This is a genomic window from Streptococcus sp. 27098_8_91 (assembly GCF_041432385.1).
Lineage (GTDB): Bacteria > Bacillota > Bacilli > Lactobacillales > Streptococcaceae > Streptococcus.
The window spans coordinates 49,565-66,994 of record NZ_JAPVZN010000009.1; the positions used below are offsets into that span (position 1 = coordinate 49,565).

The 17,430-nt window shown below is 39.7% G+C and carries 15 protein-coding genes and 3 pseudogenes; 8 read left to right on the top strand and 10 right to left on the bottom strand.

All coding sequences use genetic code 11. The features are described 5' to 3' along the window. Window positions 1–5: 5 nt before the first annotated feature. Window positions 6–869: a YihY/virulence factor BrkB family protein gene (locus O3611_RS08335; protein WP_371608348.1), complete on the top strand. Its 864-nt coding sequence runs from the start codon at window positions 6–8 to the stop codon at window positions 867–869. Window positions 870–1,095: 226 nt separating this feature from the next. Here the strand turns inward: O3611_RS08335 and O3611_RS08340 are convergent, their stop codons facing one another. Both O3611_RS08340 and O3611_RS08345 read right to left on the bottom strand, forming a co-directional pair. Further along, window positions 1,096–2,037, bottom strand: coding sequence for a RimK family alpha-L-glutamate ligase (locus O3611_RS08340; RefSeq protein WP_371608349.1), 942 nt, complete (start codon window positions 2,035–2,037; stop codon window positions 1,096–1,098). Window positions 2,038–2,051: 14 nt separating this feature from the next. Further along, complete coding sequence (locus O3611_RS08345) at window positions 2,052–3,299, bottom strand: dicarboxylate/amino acid:cation symporter (protein ID WP_371608350.1); 1,248 nt, start codon at window positions 3,297–3,299, stop codon at window positions 2,052–2,054. Between the two features lie 251 nt (window positions 3,300–3,550). On the opposite strand from O3611_RS08345, the gene O3611_RS08350 reads away from it, so the two are divergent. Beyond that, the gene (locus O3611_RS08350; protein WP_083301295.1) at window positions 3,551–3,904 is read left to right on the top strand and encodes a DUF3397 domain-containing protein; all 354 of its coding nucleotides are present in this window, start codon (window positions 3,551–3,553) and stop codon (window positions 3,902–3,904) included. A 110-nt stretch (window positions 3,905–4,014) separates the two neighbouring features. After that, a complete protein-coding gene (locus O3611_RS08355) occupies window positions 4,015–5,853 on the top strand; it encodes an N-acetylmuramoyl-L-alanine amidase (protein ID WP_371608351.1) in 1,839 nt (612 codons plus the stop codon). A 45-nt stretch (window positions 5,854–5,898) separates the two neighbouring features. Here O3611_RS08355 and O3611_RS08360 read toward each other — a convergent pair whose 3' ends face one another. From O3611_RS08360 to O3611_RS08370, 3 genes and pseudogenes are all read right to left on the bottom strand, one after another. Then, entirely contained in the window at window positions 5,899–6,204 is a 306-nt protein-coding gene (locus tag O3611_RS08360; RefSeq protein ID WP_371608352.1) for a hypothetical protein, read from the bottom strand. A 183-nt stretch (window positions 6,205–6,387) separates the two neighbouring features. Further along, window positions 6,388–6,484: pseudogene (locus O3611_RS08365) on the bottom strand (cell wall anchor protein); the annotation flags it as partial. 210 nt (window positions 6,485–6,694) lie between these two features. Continuing rightward, complete coding sequence (locus O3611_RS08370; RefSeq protein ID WP_193388990.1) at window positions 6,695–6,865, bottom strand: hypothetical protein; 171 nt, start codon at window positions 6,863–6,865, stop codon at window positions 6,695–6,697. Between O3611_RS08370 and O3611_RS08375 the strand changes: the two are divergent. Further along, window positions 6,853–6,959: pseudogene (locus O3611_RS08375) on the top strand (IS630 family transposase); the annotation flags it as partial. The gene O3611_RS08370 and the pseudogene O3611_RS08375 overlap by 13 nt on opposite strands. Window positions 6,960–7,062: 103 nt before the next feature. Further along, a pseudogene (locus O3611_RS08380) lies at window positions 7,063–7,311 on the top strand (transposase); the annotation flags it as partial. Between the two features lie 29 nt (window positions 7,312–7,340). Here the strand turns inward: O3611_RS08380 and O3611_RS08385 are convergent. The 3 genes from O3611_RS08385 to zapA all read right to left on the bottom strand — a co-directional run bounded on the left by O3611_RS08385 (window position 7,341) and on the right by zapA (window position 10,788). Further along, window positions 7,341–9,677 carry an endonuclease MutS2 gene (locus O3611_RS08385; protein ID WP_371608353.1) on the bottom strand — a complete coding sequence of 779 codons (2,337 nt, stop codon included), beginning with the start codon at window positions 9,675–9,677 and terminating at the stop codon, window positions 7,341–7,343. A 263-nt stretch (window positions 9,678–9,940) separates the two neighbouring features. After that, window positions 9,941–10,489, bottom strand: a complete 549-nt coding sequence (locus O3611_RS08390; protein ID WP_371608354.1) for a CvpA family protein — start codon at window positions 10,487–10,489, stop codon at window positions 9,941–9,943. After that, window positions 10,486–10,788, bottom strand: coding sequence for a cell division protein ZapA (gene zapA / locus O3611_RS08395; RefSeq protein WP_371559196.1), 303 nt, complete (start codon window positions 10,786–10,788; stop codon window positions 10,486–10,488). The genes O3611_RS08390 and zapA overlap by 4 nt, the downstream gene beginning before the upstream one ends. Window positions 10,789–10,875: 87 nt before the next feature. Between zapA and rnhC the strand changes: the two genes are divergently transcribed. The 3 genes from rnhC (at window position 10,876) to O3611_RS08410 (ending at window position 14,842) form a co-directional block, all read left to right on the top strand. Further along, window positions 10,876–11,757: a ribonuclease HIII gene (gene rnhC / locus O3611_RS08400; RefSeq protein ID WP_371559194.1), complete on the top strand. Its 882-nt coding sequence runs from the start codon at window positions 10,876–10,878 to the stop codon at window positions 11,755–11,757. Between the two features lie 3 nt (window positions 11,758–11,760). After that, the gene (gene lepB / locus O3611_RS08405) at window positions 11,761–12,375 is read left to right on the top strand and encodes a signal peptidase I (RefSeq protein WP_371559192.1); all 615 of its coding nucleotides are present in this window, start codon (window positions 11,761–11,763) and stop codon (window positions 12,373–12,375) included. Between the two features lie 100 nt (window positions 12,376–12,475). After that, on the top strand, window positions 12,476–14,842 hold the full coding sequence (locus O3611_RS08410; RefSeq protein ID WP_371559190.1) for an ATP-dependent RecD-like DNA helicase: 2,367 nt from the start codon (window positions 12,476–12,478) through the stop codon (window positions 14,840–14,842). Window positions 14,843–14,889: 47 nt separating this feature from the next. Here O3611_RS08410 and tig read toward each other — a convergent pair whose 3' ends face one another. Next, entirely contained in the window at window positions 14,890–16,173 is a 1,284-nt protein-coding gene (gene tig / locus O3611_RS08415; protein ID WP_371559188.1) for a trigger factor, read from the bottom strand. Window positions 16,174–16,614: 441 nt separating this feature from the next. Then, window positions 16,615–17,430, bottom strand: an 816-nt coding sequence (locus O3611_RS08420; protein WP_371608355.1) for an LPXTG cell wall anchor domain-containing protein, incomplete at its 5' end; no start/stop codon positions are given.

Consider the following 17,430-nt stretch of genomic DNA (forward strand, 5'->3'; position numbering starts at 1 on the left):
GATAAATGATAAAGCTATGGAGAAAAATAACAGATAAACCTCTGTTAAAAGCTTTTTTGCATTACTATCAAGTCTCAGATAGTGAGTTGACTAGTGTAGCCGTTGCCTACTATTGGTTGATTTCAATCTTCCCTTTACTTATGATAGCCGTCAATATCTTGCCTTATTTTCAAATTCCAATCTCTAATTTTTTACTAACCTTAAAAGAACTTTTACCAGATACAATCTATGATGTAGTAGCAAAGATTGCTCGTGAAGTCCTGACACAACCATCTGCTGGACTCTTAAGTTTTGCGGTGATATCAGCTCTTTGGACCTTTTCAAAATCCATGAATTTCCTTCAAAAGGCCTTTAACAAAGCCTATGGAATTGCAAAAAATAGAGGAATTATCTCACACCAACTGATGAGTCTCCTAGTTAGTTTGGGACTTCAAATTCTCTTTGCTCTTGCCTTATTCCTAAGTATGTTTGGTCATATGTTATTGGATCTGCTAAAAAACTACTGGAAATCCGAAAGTTCTCTATTTGCATATTTACAGGATTTTACAGGACCGCTGATTTATGTCTTTCTGTTTGCGATCTTGATCATGCTCTATTATTTCCTTCCAAACGTGAAAGTCAGTCGTATTCGTTACGTCCTTCCTGGAAGTCTATTCGTGTTTGTCACTCTCATATCTCTATTAACGATCTTTTCAGCTTATTTCAACAATTATGTTAACTATCTAGTCGACGTTCGATTTTTCAGTTCCATCATCGTTGTTGTCATGATGTTCTGGTTTATAATCATTGCCAAGTTATTGATTGTCGGTGCAGTCATCAATGCCAGTGTTCAAAGTTTGAAGGATCCAGACTTTAAAACAAAGCAATAATTTTTATCGATTAATACTCAATGAAAATCAAAGAGCAAACTAGGAAGCGAGCCGCAGGTTGCTCAAAACACCGTTTTGAGGTTGTGGATAGAACTGACGAAGGCAGCTCAAAATACTATTTTGAGGTTGCAGATGGAAGCTGACGTGGTTTGAAGAGATTTTCGAAGATTATAAACAAATCAATCCCCCAGTCATTTAATACTGGGGGATTTTTGAATTTCCTACTTTATTGTCCACTCGTTAGGGCTTGCAATTCTGTTTTTAGATAGTGAGCCAAATGTTGGTGGGCAAAAATATTGGCATTCTTTTCTGCGGTAGGATTGTAGTTTGTATTGGTATTTACATCATAAACATAAATATCACCACTCTCTGACTGAACCCATTCAATAGCAGCAACATCAATCTGCGCATTTTTTAGGAAGTTTTCATAAACTTCTCTTCGGTCATCTGGTAGAGGTTCTGTAATCTGGAATTTCTCAGATGTTTCCAGTTGCTCTGGTCTCTTACCGATTTGGCAACCATCTGCTGGGCACAGTTGGAAACCATCTGAAGAATCGATTGAAACAGTATAAAGGAACTTTTGATTGATAAACTCTGAACGACGGATACGACCATCACTTGGCTTGATGTAGGCTTGTAACAAGGTAATCCCGTCCACTGATGGCTCAAAGAGAGGGCTATTGATATAAGCTTCCAATTCTTCTTCATTTTGAAAGAGTTGAACTCCCAATCCCTTACCTGCTCGATTGTGCTTGGTAATCAAAGGATAAATGTTCAATTTTCTTGCTGCTTCAATGATATTTTCTTGGCCTAAAACTGCAACTGTCGCAGGAGTCTCAATACCAGACTCGTTTAACTTCAAATATTGTTTGACTTTACTGATTTCAAGGTTGATAGCGCCTGTTCCATTTACAACCTTGCGTCCGTGTGCTTCTAACCAAGTAATCACCTGCTCTGTAAATTCTGGTGCATAGCGATGTCCTCTTGTGTGAGAGGATGCAGACATGCGATTATAAAAGATACCTTGTGGTGGTGGGCTTTGAAGGTCCAATATACCACTAGATAAATCCCACAGTTCATAAGGGACTTCTAGTTCTTCCAACCATTTGACCAAATGCTGGGTCCATTCTAGATTCTCATGAATTACATAAACTTTTGCTTCACTCATTACTTATAATCTCCTTAAGAAAAGCTGACTGATAGTTGGCTTTCCTTTTCTTCTAAAATATATCCTTCTGTTTTTTCAATAACGCTAACTGTTAAGATTTGACCCAAAACATTAATCATGGTACGGCCGGCATTGACAAAGAAATCAACTGCAAAAATCAAGGCTACTCCTTCAACTGGCAAGCCCAGTTGAGGTGCTGCTGCTAGTAGAACCACGATAGCTCCTGATGGTACGGTTGCCGCAGTTTTTCCAATCAAGGTCAAAAGCAAAACAGTAAACAAGAGACTTGATAAAGAAAATTGAATGCCGTAGGCATGGGCAATAAAGATTGTCGCTACTGAGAAATAAACTGCTGCTCCCTCTAAGTTAAAAGTATATCCTAAAGGAACAACTAAATCAATCGTATGCTCGTCATGCCCCTGTTTTTTCAAATCTTTAAGAAGGGATGGCAAGACAACACTAGAACTACCCGTAACAAAGGCCAGAGTCAAGAGACTCAAATTTTCACGAAAGGATGACAAATACGGTACTTTAAAGAAGAAAGCAATCAAAGGGAAAATAAGCAGAACCAATACAGCATAAGCCAAATAAGTTCCAATTACAAATTGACCAAGTCCAATCAATTTGTCAACACCAGTAGTTGCAACGTCTTTTGCGATAAATCCAAAAATTCCAATCGGTGATAGTTTGACGATCACTGTAACAATCTTGTAGATGGCCTCAATACAGATTTGGAAACCTTCGATAATTTTCTGAGATTTCTCTGATTTAAGATTCCCAATTCCGTAACCAAGAAAGATAGCAAACACGATAATTGGCAAAAGAGCACCTTCTGAAAGAGACTTGACGATATTTGATGGAATAAAACCAAGCAAAAATTCGCTAAATTTGACATTATTGGCAATTCCATCAAGGTTCCCACCAGTTTGACCGATATTCACTCCTTGACCAAATCCTAAATAGTAACTAGCAAATACAAACAAAAGAGTAATTGCAGTTGTTACTGCGAAAAAGTAAACCAAACTCTTGGTCAATATTTTTCCAAAAGATTTTTTCCCGATAACGCCAGCTACAGCAACAACGATAGTAGGAAAGATTAAAGGAATAATGACCATATTGATCAATTTAATAAAGGCTTGTCCTAAAAATTGATAAAATCCTGCAAATTGTGGCCAGATGACTGCAGCAATCACCCCCAAGACCAAAGCCACTAATAATTGGATTCCTAGTGAGAGTTTTGACCATAACGTAACTAATTTCATAAGAAACTCCTTTGTTTTATTTGCTACTCATTCTACTACTATTCTTCACTTCTGACTAATATATATTTTCTATGTTGAACATAAAAAAGATTTATATTGAGAGTTCAAACTATCATCGTACCGAACACATGATTCATTCTGTTCAAGCAGGAATTATAAAATCTGTTTCTTACCAATGATTTTTTGCTAAAACAGTGATAAATCAAGGAATTTACTTTTCTATTCTCAAAATTTTATGATACAATAATGGTATGATTTTAATGAAACTTGCTTCCATCTTGCTTTTGGTACTAACCTTAGCTCTGGCGATTATTTTAAGCAGACTCTTTAAGTTAAAGAAAAGGGGCATCAATGCTGCTGATTTAGCTTTTCCTTTTCTAATTTTTGAATATTATTTGATTACGGCTAAGATGTTTACACACAATCAACTTCCAGTATTGGGAACGGCCTTATCAATACTAGCAATTGTGTTGGTCTTTTTCTTCTTAAACAAAAGACGTAGTTTTTATTATCCAAAATTTATTAAATTCTTTTGGCGAGCTGGATTTTTACTAACACTGCTCATCTATATCATCATGATTGTTCAAATTTTCGTGATGAAATAGTCAACTATTACAATATAGCCCACCAGCACCTCGATTTTGGCCACTAAATGTTCCATCTGAGGCACTTTTCTGATAAAATTATAAAAAAGTTAAAATAGGAGATAAATCAAGTGAAAAAAACGCTCTTGGCAAGTGCCATTACGCTTTCAGTATTTGGTCTAACAAGCAACCTTAGCTATGCTGAGGAAAACCAAGCACAGTCTACCCCAGTAGAAACAACACACAGTGAAACCTCTACTGACAAAGTGGAGAAAAACAGTCTCCCGGCCAAGGAAACTGAACCTTCAACTGAGGCAAATGCCAATCAAACAACAAATCCAGCTAAGAAAGAAGAAGACAAGGCTCCTGAAGTCCAAAAAGATGGTTGGGTATTCGAGGAAAATATCTGGCGCTTCTATGAAAATAATGCCCCTGTTCTAAACTGGAAAAAAATCCACGGGAAATGGTACTACTTCAACAAAGATGGAATCATGTTGAGCGATACTATTTTTGACGGATATATCCTGACTAGTAGCGGGGCTATGGTCGATTCTGGTTGGAGTAAACTCCAAGATAAATGGTATTACGCTAACGCTTATGGAAAAATTTCTCAACAAAAATGGGAAAAGATTGGTGGTGTCTGGTACTATTTTGACCAAGACGGTGTCATGCTCAGCAACACAATTTTTGACGGCTATCTATTAACGAATAGCGGCGCCATGGCTGAGAGTGCTTGGGTAAAACAAGATGGACAATGGTACTATGCACTTGCTTCTGGTAAAGTCATCAAAAACAAGTGGGAAAAAATTGGTGGTTCTTGGTACTACTTTGACAAAGATGGTATCATGCTAAGTAAGACAATTTTTAACGGATACCTTCTCTCCAATAGTGGAGCTATGGCTGAAAGGTCCTGGGTTTATTTAGAAGGAAAATGGTACTTCGCCCAAACATCTGGTCGTCCAACTCAAGAGAAATGGGAAAAAGTCGGTAGCTCGTGGTACTATTTTAACAAAGAAGGTATTATGGCCAATAACCAATGGATAGGTAGCTACTATCTAAAAGCTAGCGGAGCTATGGCCGAAAAAGAATGGATTTTCGATAAAAACTATAATAGCTGGTTCTACTTAAAATCTGGTGGTGCATATGCAGCGCGTGAATGGATCGGCTCTTACTACCTCAAGTCAGGTGGTTACATGGCTAAGAGCGAATGGATTGACGACAGCTACTACAATGCCCGTTACTATGTGGATGAAAATGGTGTCTATGTCACGGGAACTCGAAAAATCGATGGAACAGCACATCAGTTCCAAAGTAATGGAAAATGGATTGGTGAAGTACCTATAAGTCGTGGATTTGAAAAAGGGAAATACACGAAAACTGTTTTCTTAGATCCAGGACATGGTGGAAAAGATCCTGGTGCTGTTTATTATAACACTCAGGAAAAAGACCTAACCATGCAAATTTATCAAAAACTACGTAAGGAACTCCAGGGTCTTGGTTATACCGTTCTTTCTTCGAGAGATAGTGATGTCTATGTCGACTTTGTCACTGAACGTTCAAAAATGGTTAACAAAACGGACTCAGACATGTTCATCAGTATTCACTTCAATGCAAGCGGGAATCCTGCTTCAGGGAGATCTGGTATTCAAACTTACTCTTACGAAGAAGACAGTGGCTATCGTGCTAAGATCAATCCATACTGGCATAACCACCCTGACCGTATCAGTGAAAGCAATCGCCTGGCTGCCGATATCCACTCTTCACTACTAGCTGAAACTGGTGCTAAGGATGCAGGACTCCTACAAAGTAGTTTTGCTGTCCTTCGAGAAACTGATAAACCAGCTGTTCTATTGGAATTGGGCTATATTGATAATTTCAATGAGAATCAACAAGTCCGCAGTGACGCCTACCAAAACAGATTGGTTGCAGGTATCGTTAAGGGAATTCAAAAATATTACGCAGGTCAATAAAGAAAAAGTCTCGAGAAAATCTCGAGATTTTTTGTATTATTCTTCTTACTTGTTGGCTTCAGGAAAGAGAAAACCAATCCCCACACAGGCCAGAACTCCAGCACCGATAACCAAACCGCTTGAAAGTGGCAAGAGATCAAGAGTGGCATTGGCGATGATAAAAGCAATAATCAAGCACATAATACTGGCCTTATAATCTTTTTTCACCAAATTCTCAAGAGTAAAAAACAGAAATAAACCTACTGGAAATAGTGCCCAGATGTTAACATCCAAACTCGGCCATCCAACAAAGCCAAAATACAAGACTACTACTGCAACAACTAAAAATCCAATACCTAATACTTTTTTCATGATACGACCTCATTTTCTATTTTGTTAAGAAGTTTTATCTCCCTTTAACAATTACAACTATAACAGAAATAAAAATGGTCAACAATAGCTTTTGTCTATGTGGCAGACATGATAGACTATGTGGTCAGAATTTTTCTTCACCCACTATAGTTGACAAATAGCTAATCTTTTTTAATCAGAATATTAGCCTTCTTTTTTCTTATGAGCTACAAGACCAAATCCATACATTACTCCAAGAAGTCCAAGTGCTGCTATCTTCAGTAGCAGTATTTGGCAACTGAGGAGTATTTTCTTTAGCATAGTTTGCTTTCTCTGGAGTTACCGGTGTTGAAATCTTTTTGTAGACTTGCTCTGCATCTCCATCTGGAAGTTTCTTATCCTCTACTAAAAAGATTTACTTTATTTTCTAATAAAACAACGTTCTTGCACAACTTCCTATTACTCATAAATTTATACAGTCTACTAATAATAGCTTGCTATACTCACTTTATTATTCTAAAATTACAGTCACAAAGAGTTCATTATTGCAATAAATATCTAATTCATTTTCAGAATTATCACTAAACACTCCACCACCTTTTTTATAAAAATAAACTTCTAAATTACCTTCATACTCGACTTCAAAATTAGAATCTGCTTCTATAGTCAATTGAGAAAACATGGGCTCATATCAAAAAGCACCTCAAAAAGGTATTACCAACTTGCAATACTTTTTTGAGGCTCTCTTGTCTTGTTCTTGTTTCAATTGGCTATAATATTTTTGCCCCCTTTTGCTTACTACTAAAGTTTGATATACTCCCCTTATAGTGGACAGTGAAAAAACAAAATTTCACTAGAAACTACAGGGGGAGTTTTCGTATGTCAAAAAGAGGTCCGAAATCAGTGGAGGAGAAGTTAGAAGTTGTTCATCTTTACCTTGAACAAGGGAAGTCCATATCTATTTTGACCAAAGCATTTGGAGTAAATGGTGACACAATCAGAAATTGGATTCGTATGTATCAAACAGATGGTGTAGAAGGGCTCAAGGAGCGTCATAGCTGGAAGAAATATAGTTCAGAGTTAAAAGAAAAGGCTGTAACAGATTATCTTGCAGGTAGAGGTGGTTTATCTTGAATCAAATTTTCATTCGTTTCGCTTTATCCCTTAAAGGTTACAATGGTTGCGCCAGATCCACCTGCATTTTGTGGTGCATAGCCAAAGCTCTTGACTTGTTTGTTTCTTTGCAGATACTTAGTCACCCCTTCACGGATGACACCTGTACCGATACCATGGATGATGTCGACTTGGGCCATATTGTTGAGCAGGGCTTGGTCAATAAAGGCATCCAAGGCTTCCATAGCTTCCTCGTAGCGTTTGCCACGAAGATCTAGTCGAGCCTGTGGACCTTTGCCTGCTGCACGTTTGACGACGTTGACTTGTTTCTTCTTGACTGGCGCTTCTTTCTGGGCTTGAACCAAGTCAAATTCTTTCTCTTCAAGTGTCATCTTAATCAAGCCAACCTGTGCTTCCCAACGGCCATCCTTGAGTTGATTGGTCAAGGTACCACGTTGACCATAGCTTAAAACGATAATATCATCCCCAACCTTTGGAGCTCGTTTTTTCTTAGCCTTTTGTAGGACCTTGTTTTTAGAAAGATCTACTTTTTCAGGGGTTAATTTTTTGAGCTTAGCCTTGGCTTCAATTATCTCATGTGGTTTTAGTTGTGATTTGCTATGGAGATTTTTAAGAATATCATCGCTCTCAGCTAGAGCCAAGTCAACAATCTCAGTAGCTTGCTCACGTGCCTTATTGAGTTCTGTTTCCTTCTCACGATTGAGTTCATTGTAGAGTTTTTTAAGGGCGCGATTCATCTTGAGATTTTCTTGCTCGACTTGGCGGATATTCTCAAGACGTTTCCGGCTTTCAAGTGTCTGCTCTTCTAATTGCTCAATGATACGATTGACATCATTGTCTTGATTAATCTGCTTGCTGGCATCGCCTACGATGACATCTGACAATCCTAGACGTTTAGCAATCTCAAAGGCGTTGCTTCGACCAGGTACGCCTTGCATAAAGCGATAGGTCGGGCGCAGGCTAGCTGTATCAAATTCCATGCTGGCATTCTGAACATAAGCTGTTTCAATCCCGTAGGCCTTGAGTTCAGGATAATGAGTGGTTGCCATAGTTTTGACCTGACGCAGGCGCAAGTCTTCTAGGATAGACATGGCAAGGGCAGCACCTTCTTGGGGATCTGTTCCTGCTCCAAGCTCATCAAGTAGCAAGAGGGAGTTCTGATTGACCTTACCCAGAATATCAACGATATTGGTCATGTGACTAGAGAAGGTTGAGAGACTTTGTTCGATGGACTGTTCGTCCCCGATATCTGCGAAAATCTCCTCGAAAATCCCTACACGACTGCCCTTATCGGCTAGAATTGGCAGTCCAGACTGGGCCATCAATTGCGTCAAACCTAAGGTCTTCAGCATGATAGTCTTACCACCAGTATTGGGACCAGTGATGACGATAGCTGTTAATTCTTTGCCGAAGTGCACATCATTTGCGATGGCATTCTTCACCAAGGGATGACGAACGTGAAGGAGTTGAATCTCCTGTCCCTCAGATACTTGAGGTACTACTGCCTCCGTCTCTTGGATAAAGCGAACCTTAGCCCGAATCAAGTCTAAATGTCCAATAATCCAGGCATCATTTGCGATTTCTGCCGCGTGCGGTCTTACTCGCTCAGAGAGTTCTTGGAGGATACGTATCATCTCATAGCGTTCATCTGCACGTAGACTTGCAATCTCCTCACTCAGCTTGACTACTTCACGCGGTTCGATATAGACAGTGTTCCCACTGGCAGAGATATCATGTACTACACCAGCAATCTTGTTACGATAAGTATTTTTGACTGGAAGAACTTGGCGACCATTTCTACTTGCGATGATACCTTCAGTCAACATCTGGGCCTTTTGTTTTAGAAGATTTTGCAAGACATCACGGACTTGGCTCTCACTGTCATGGATTTTTCGACGGATTCGTGCCAAATCCTCACTAGCAAAGTTCTCAATAAATCCAGCTTCGTTGATAGCTTGTAGATTTCCCTGTAAATGTGGAAAATCATGAAGTTTCTCAAACCAGTTAGCTAGGTGTTCTAAACGTACATTTTCAAGATTGTCATAAAAATTCTGCAATTCACGACTGGCAAAGATGACACGTTTGAGAAGGAGAAATTCCTCGATGTTGAGATCAGCACCCATTTCCAAACGTTTGGAGGTCGCTGCAATATCTTTTGTTGCAGAAATGCTGAAATGAGGATGCTCGACAAAGAGTTCTTGCATTTCCTTCATCTCTGCAAAAGCTTGCTTAATCTTGTCTCCTTTATCAGTCGGAGCAAGTTCTTTCAACTGCTCTAATCCTTGCTCGGTCAAAAGATGAGGCTCAAATAAAGCCTTGACCTTATTAAATTCTAATGTTTCTAGTATTTTTTTATTCATTTTCTTTTCCTTCGTAATGAGCGAACGAATTTTTAAAATTCTCACTCTTTTCAAAAAGGCTCCTAAACTATTGATACTCAATGAAAATCAGAGAGCAAACTAGGAAGCTAGCCGTAGGTTCCTCAAAGCACTGCTTTGAGGTTGTAGATAAGACTGACGAAGTCAGTCACATATATAATCCAAGGCAAAGCTGACGTGGTTTGAAGAGATTTCCGAAGAGTATGAAATTGTAAACAAAAGGCTAGGAATAGTTCCCGCCCTTTTTATCCGATTATTTTGGTTACCCAGAGTTGTTTAATCATATGAGTAGTGATGGGAACACTCTGGATAATATGTTTAGCTACAAAGCTGTTTTCAAGTGAATTTTGAACAATTTGTAAAGGAACAGTCGCAAGAATAGTCAGTATCATCTGGAGGACAAATAAGGTCACTCCAACTGATAAGACTCCCGCACCGATGCGAAAATATTTGCCACCTAACTTTTTGGTTGGTACTAGGTTAAAAAAGAGTCCAATCAAACGACCGATGCAGTAAAATACGGTAAAGGCTAAGAGATAGCCAATACCTGCGTAAAAGACCTTGTCCAATTGGAAGAGCTGGTCAGATGGGAAGAAAAAGGTACCCTGCCCTTCCTGGGGATTGGCATACGGAATCAACAAATGAAATTTTTCTCCCAATGACTGATAAAAATTCCCCGCAAAATAAGCTGAGACGATTGTAGCTAGGAGATAATAGACTTGTAGGACCAAGCCTCTGCGATAGCCGATATAAAAACTCCAAGCCAGAACCAATAAAAGAAAGATGGAAATCATAGTGAGTCCTCAATCTTGCTCTGCTCTTGTTTAGTCGCTACCACTTGATGACGAAGGGCGTCTAATTCTTGCTCCTTATCATCAAATTCAATCTCACGGCTGAGTTGGGTTGACAAGCTATTGACTGCTAATAAAATAGCGATTGTCTCATCATCCGCTCCAGGCATTTGTTCTTTGATTGCTTCATATTTTTCTGTTGCAACCTTGGCAACTTCCTCCATAAAGAGGTTGTCATGCTCAGTTGTTAGGGTCAATGTTTTTTTGCCGAATGTAAACTTGTATCGATTTAAATTTGCCATAAAAATTCACCTCACGATATTATACCAAATTTCACTAAGTTTGTCAGTTTTTACCAATTCTGCGGCTTTTATGGTACAATAAGAACTATGGCAAGTATTACATTAACCCCGAGTGAAAAGGAAATCCAAGTCTTTGTTCAGCAATATGAACAGGCACTGACTCCTAGTAAAAATCCTTATATTCGCTACTTTTTGAAGCTTCCGCAGGCAAGTGTTTCCATCTACACTTCTGGAAAAGTCTTGCTTCAGGGAGAAATGGCTGAAAACTATGCCAGTTTTTTTGGTTATCAAGTCAGTCAAGGAACTAGCGGACAAAATTTCCCCTTGATTGGAACAGATGAGGTGGGAAATGGTTCCTACTTCGGTGGTCTAGCTGTAGTAGCATCCTTTGTGACTCCTGACCAACATGACTTCCTACGAAAACTAGGTGTAGGGGATTCTAAGACTCTGACAGACCAAAAGATTCGTCAGCTTGCCCCCCTGCTTAAGGAGAGAATCCAGCACCAAGCTCTACTGCTTTCTCCAAGTAAGTATAACGAAGTCATTGGGGAGCGCTACAACGCCGTTTCTGTCAAGGTAGCCCTGCACAATCAAGCGATTTTTCTCCTCCTCCAAAAGGGAGTCCAGCCAGAAAAGATTGTTATTGATGCTTTTACTAGTGCTCAAAACTATGAGAAGTACTTAAAAAATGAAGCCAATCATTTTTCTAATCCAGTCAGTCTAGAGGAAAAAGCCGAAGGTAAGTACTTGGCTGTCGCAGTAAGTTCTATCATTGCGCGTGATCTCTTTCTAGAAAATCTCGAAAATCTGGGTAGAGAACTTGGTTATCAACTTCCAAGCGGGGCTGGAACAGCTTCTGACAAGGTAGCTAGCCAAATTCTTCGTGCTTATGGTATGCAGGGACTCAATTTCTGCGCCAAACTACACTTTAAAAATACTGAAAAAGCAAAACAAATGCTAGAAAGGTAAATTATGAAATATTTTAAATCGTTTTTAAAAGAGTGGGGGAGTTTTATCCTCATCATCACTCTTGTTGCCCTTAGCCGTCTCTTTCTCTGGAGCAATGTCCGGGTAGAAGGGCATTCTATGGATCCAACCCTAGCTGATGGAGAAATCCTCTTTGTAGTTAAACATCTCCCAATCAATCGCTTTGATATTGTAGTTGCTCATGAAGACGACGGGAACAAGGACATCGTTAAGCGGGTCATCGGTATGCCAGGAGATACCATTCGTTACGAGAGCGACAAGCTCTATATCAATGGTCAAGAAACTGATGAGCCTTATCTAGCAGAATACCTTAAGCGTTTCAAGGAAGATAAGCTCCAAAGCACTTATACTGGAACTGGTTGGGATGGTAAAAAGGGAGAATACTTTAGAAACATTGCCCAAAAGGCTCAGGCCTTTACCCTAGATGTTAATTACAACACTAGCTTCACCTTCACTGTTCCAGAAGGAGAATACCTCCTACTGGGTGATGACCGTCTGGTATCTAGCGACAGTCGACATGTTGGTACCTTCAAGGCAAAAGATATCACTGGTGAAGCCAAATTCCGCTTCTGGCCACTCAAGCGTATCGGAACATTTTAAAAACTAGGAAGAGGCCGAGAATTTTCTATCTCAGCCTCTTCTCATTCTATTTTGATTAAATCTGGGATAAATTTTCTCAGACACTATTGTAAGGAATTTTATGGAAGTTTATTTTTCAGGCACCATTGAACGCATTATTTTTGAAAATGTCAGCAATTTTTTCCGCATTTTGCTCCTAGATATTGAGGATACCAATGCTGAAGACTTTGATGATTATGAAATCATTGTCACAGGTACCATGGCTGATATCATTGAAGGAGAGGAATACACCTTTTGGGGACAAATTGTCCAACACTCTAAGTATGGGGAACAGCTACAAATGACTCGCTATGAGAGAGCCAAGCCGACTAGTAAGGGCTTGGTCAAGTATTTTTCCAGCAGTCATTTTAAGGGAATTGGACTCAAAACAGCCCAGAAAATTGTGGATATCTACGGTGAAAACACTATTGACAAAATCCTAGAAAATCCAGACAAGCTCCAGTCTATCTCTGGACTCTCTGCTAAAAACCGTGAGGCCTTTGTCTCAACTCTTCGTCTTAATTACGGAACAGAGATGGTCTTAGCCAAACTGGCTAATTACGGCATCCCAAATAAACTAGCCTTTCAGATTCAAGACTTTTACAAGGAAGAAACGCTAGATATTGTCGAGAATTATCCCTATCAACTGGTCGAGGATATCAAGGGCTTGGGATTTACCATCGCTGACCAATTGGCCCAAGAATTGGGGATTGAGAGCCAGGCTCCCGAGCGCTTCCGTGCTGGTCTCGTCCATAGCCTCTTTCAAGGTTGCATGGAGACGGGAGATACCTATATGGAAGCTAGAGACTTGTTGGAGCAAACCCTCAACCTTCTGGAATCCTCCCGTCCAGTCGAACTAGATCCGAGTCAAGTTGCCCAAGAACTTGCTTATCTGATTGAAGAAGATAAGGTCCAGCAGATTGATACCAAAATCTTTGATAATAGCCTCTTTTTTGCAGAAGAAGGGATTCGCAGCCATCTCATCAGAATCCTCGAAAAAGGTCAGAGTAAAAAACAGGATCTAGAGACTATTCAAGACCATATCACAGCTGTTGAGGAAGAACTGGGAATTGAGTATGATAGCATTCAAAAACAGGCTATCTGTGATGCTATCCAGAACAAGGTCTTTATCCTTACAGGTGGACCTGGTACAGGTAAGACTACTGTTATCAACGGCATTATCGCTGTCTATGCTCTCTTAGAAGGACTGGATCTCAAGAAAAAGAGCAATCTGCCCATTCTCCTAGCCGCTCCTACTGGTCGCGCAGCCCGGCGCATGAATGAGTTGACAGGCTTGCCTAGTGCAACCATTCACCGCCACCTAGGTATGACTGGAGACGACGATACCAGCCATCTGGAAGATTATCTGGATGCTGACTTTATCATTGTTGACGAGTTTTCCATGGTAGATACTTGGCTAGCTAACCAGCTCTTCTCCAATATCTCCTCTAACAGTAAAATCCTTATCGTTGGTGATAGTGACCAGCTGCCTTCTGTCAGTCCTGGTCAAGTCCTAGCAGATTTACTCCAGATACCAACCATCCCTCAAACACGTTTGGAACGAATCTACCGTCAGAGCGAAGAATCAACCATCGTCACTCTTGCAAGTCAGATTCGTCAGGGAATATTGCCTGCAGATTTTACCCAGAAAAAAGCAGATCGCTCCTACTTTGAAATCGCTAGTAACCATATCTCTGCTAGCATTGAAAAAATCCTAGGTGCTGCTATCAGAAGTGGCATCCCTGCTCGTGATATTCAGGTTCTTGCCCCTATGTACCGTGGAACTGCTGGTATTGATGCCATCAACCAGCTCATGCAAGACCTACTCAATCCTCCACAAAAAGACCAGCTTAGCTTTGAAGCTCCTCAGTGTCACTATCGAACAGGAGATAAGGTCATTCACCTAGTCAACGATGCAGAGGTCAATGTCTTCAACGGAGACTTAGGCTATATCACAGACTTGATTCCAGGAAAATACACTGAATCCAAGCAAGATGAAATTGTCATCGATTTTGACGGCAATGAAGTCTCCTATCCTCGAAATGAATGGTACAAGATTCGCCTAGCCTATGCCATGAGTATCCATAAGTCGCAAGGAAGTGAATTCCCAGTCGTTATTTTACCTATTACCAGTGCAAGCAAGCGCATGTTAGAGCGCAATCTCATCTACACTGCTATCACTCGTGCAAAAAGTAAGCTCATTTTACTAGGTGAATTACAGGCCTTTGACTATGCAACTCAACACATCGGAACAGCTCGTAAGACCTATCTAATTGAACGTTTCGCTGACCTAATGCAGAATGCCGAGGAAACAAACCAACTTGCTACCGATACTGCCATCTCAACAGACACTGAACAATCATATATTCTAACCGAAGACAACTGGTCTAGTATCCCAGCCATGATTGGGATTAGCCAAGAAGACCTGAAGGAGATTTTCGGAAAATAAAGTATAAGAAAACCCACCGAATCCGGTGGGCTTTTATCTTGTAAAGATTATTTTACTGTTGCAGTGCTTGTAATCAATTCAACAGCTTTTTTGATTGTGATATCGTGTTTCAACATATCAGCTGAAAGCAAGCTTTGTACTTGAGCAACTTCCATGTTGTAGTCTGCTGCCAATTGCTCGATTTCTTTTTGGATTTCTTCTTCTGAAGCGTCAAATCCTTCAGCTTTAGCAACTGCTTCGATAACAAGGTTAGTCTTCGTACGTGACTCAGCTTCTGCTTCGTATTGTTTGTGAAGGTCTTCTTGAGTAGTTCCAGTGATTTGGAAGTACATGTCAGGGTTGATACCTTGACGTTGCAAGTTTCCAAGGAATTCATTTACTGAACGGTGAACCTCTTCGTGGATCATTTCTTCTGGAAGTTCTACGATTTCAGCGTTTTCAACTGCTTTATCGATTGCTGCACCTTCAACTGCATCCTTGTATGCTTCTTCTTTAGCAGCAGCCAATTCGTTGCGGTATTTTTCTTTCAATTCAGCAAGAGTTTCAACTTCTTCATCGATGTCTTTTGCAAGTTCATCGTCAAGAGCTGGAACTTCTTTAGCTTTTACTTCGTGGATAGTTGTTACGAATTTAGCTTCTTTACCAGCAAGGTCTTCTGCTTGGTAGTCTTCTGGGAATGTTACGATAACATCAACAGTTTCACCAGCTGAGTGACCTACCAATTGGTCTTCGAAACCAGGGATGAATTGACCTGAACCAAGTCCAAGTGAGAAGTTTTCACCTTTTCCGCCGTCAAATTCAACACCGTCGATAGAACCAACAAAGTCGATAACAACAGTGTCGCCGTTTTCAGCAGCAGCTTCTTTGATAACCAATTCAGCCAAGTTGTTGCGTTCACGTTCAATACGCTCTTCAACATCAGCATCAGTTACTTCTTTTTCTACATCAACTGATACTTCAAGGTTTTTGTAGTCACCCAATTTAACTTCAGGTTTTGTAACAACTTCAGCAGTGATAACCCAGTCTTGACCTTTTTCCATAGAAGTTACGTCAATTTTTGGTTGTGCAACGACTTCAAGACCAGCTTCTTTTACAGCCGCTTCATAAGCGTTTGGCAAAAGAGCGTTCATAACGTCTTGGTAAAGTGACTCTTCACCAAATTTTTTGTCGAAGATAGGACGTGGAAGATGACCTTTACGGAAACCAGGAACGTTAAGAGATTTCTTTACTGAGTTAAATACACGATCCAATTCTGGTTTGATTTGGTCTTGAGAGATAGTGAAAGTCAAGACACCACGGTTTGTTTCTTTGTTTTCAAATGATACAGACATTCTGTCATTTCTCCTTAAAATTTTTTTAAATACAGTCTATTATAACATTTTCCATTGATAAAAGCTAGACTAATGCAGATAAATCTGGCTAAAACACATTTTTTATAATTTTCTATCTTAGTCTACTCAGGAAAATTTAGTAAATTTTTGACATTCTAGAGTTAGTTTTTAGCTAGTATTTCCAAGTATTATTATTTTAATTTTGAATATTCTTTGAGAGTATATTTTCAATTGCATAAAGTGTTCCACATAAAAAATTAAGTTTGATTCATTTTGAGTATTACACATACAAAATTATCTCTATAAAGTATTGTAAGGTAATATTGAATACCAAATTTGATAACTAAAAAGAAGACAAACATTCTTAAAATGTTTGTCCTCTTAATGCTATAGACTCTATCATCTAGTCCGAAGTAATTTCAATAGGATTAAATTTTTATTTTAATCTTCTTTTTTCTTACGAACTACAAGTCCAAATCCACTCATTACTCCAAGAAGTCCAAGTGCTGCTAAGCTAGTATGATCTTCAGTACCAGTATTTGGCAACTGAGGAGTATTTTCTTTAGCAGAGGTTGGTTTCTCTGGAGCTACTGGTTTCTCTGGAGCTACTGGTTTCTCTGGAGTTACTGGTTTCTCTGGAGTTACTGGTTTCTCTGGAGTTACTGGTTTCTCTGGAGTCACTGGTTTCTCTGGAGTTACTGGTTTCTCTGGAGTTACTGGTACAATTGGAACGTAGATGATTGGTGTGTCATCACCTGGGTTTGTTGGAAGGTTTGGAAGTTCCTTACCTGGTTCTACTGGTTTACCTGGTTTGCTTGGATCTTTTGGATCTGGCAAGTATGGTTTGTAGCCTGGTACGTCTGGAACAACTGGTTTACCTGGTTTTGTTGGATCTGTTGGATCATTTGGATATTTCACATCTGGTGTTGATGGGAATTTAGGATCATCAGATTTTGGAACCAAGCTTCCAAGTGGTTTATAGGTAACAATCTCTACTACTTCAGGATTTTCTGGAGTAACTGTCTTACCACCGGCTTCTGTCTTATCAGCGTAGTAACCTGGAATTACTGGTACAGATACCTTACCGTAAGTATGGCTCTTCTCAGTCCATGTTGTAGTTCCAGAAGCTTTGTTTACTTTACCAGTGAATGTGAAGTCGTCTTGGACCTTGTCGGCTGGAGTCTTATCGCCTGCTCCTTCAAACTTAACTGTTTGTTTAGTTGGTTTCTTCACATCATTTACGATTGGTACGTAGAT

Coding starts and splice junctions, on each gene's coding strand:
- O3611_RS08410 (WP_371559190.1), top strand. CDS start 12,476: ATGGAAGTTTATTTTTCAGGCACCATTGAACGCATTATTTTTGAAAAT.
- O3611_RS08385 (WP_371608353.1), bottom strand. CDS start 9,677: ATGAATAAAAAAATACTAGAAACATTAGAATTTAATAAGGTCAAGGCT.
- tig (WP_371559188.1), bottom strand. CDS start 16,173: ATGTCTGTATCATTTGAAAACAAAGAAACAAACCGTGGTGTCTTGACT.
- zapA (WP_371559196.1), bottom strand. CDS start 10,788: ATGGCAAATTTAAATCGATACAAGTTTACATTCGGCAAAAAAACATTG.
- O3611_RS08350 (WP_083301295.1), top strand. CDS start 3,551: ATGATTTTAATGAAACTTGCTTCCATCTTGCTTTTGGTACTAACCTTA.
- lepB (WP_371559192.1), top strand. CDS start 11,761: ATGAAATATTTTAAATCGTTTTTAAAAGAGTGGGGGAGTTTTATCCTC.
- O3611_RS08340 (WP_371608349.1), bottom strand. CDS start 2,037: ATGAGTGAAGCAAAAGTTTATGTAATTCATGAGAATCTAGAATGGACC.
- O3611_RS08390 (WP_371608354.1), bottom strand. CDS start 10,489: ATGATTTCCATCTTTCTTTTATTGGTTCTGGCTTGGAGTTTTTATATC.
- rnhC (WP_371559194.1), top strand. CDS start 10,876: ATGGCAAGTATTACATTAACCCCGAGTGAAAAGGAAATCCAAGTCTTT.
- O3611_RS08360 (WP_371608352.1), bottom strand. CDS start 6,204: ATGAAAAAAGTATTAGGTATTGGATTTTTAGTTGTTGCAGTAGTAGTC.
- O3611_RS08335 (WP_371608348.1), top strand. CDS start 6: ATGATAAAGCTATGGAGAAAAATAACAGATAAACCTCTGTTAAAAGCT.
- O3611_RS08345 (WP_371608350.1), bottom strand. CDS start 3,299: ATGAAATTAGTTACGTTATGGTCAAAACTCTCACTAGGAATCCAATTA.
- O3611_RS08370 (WP_193388990.1), bottom strand. CDS start 6,865: ATGTTTTCTCAATTGACTATAGAAGCAGATTCTAATTTTGAAGTCGAG.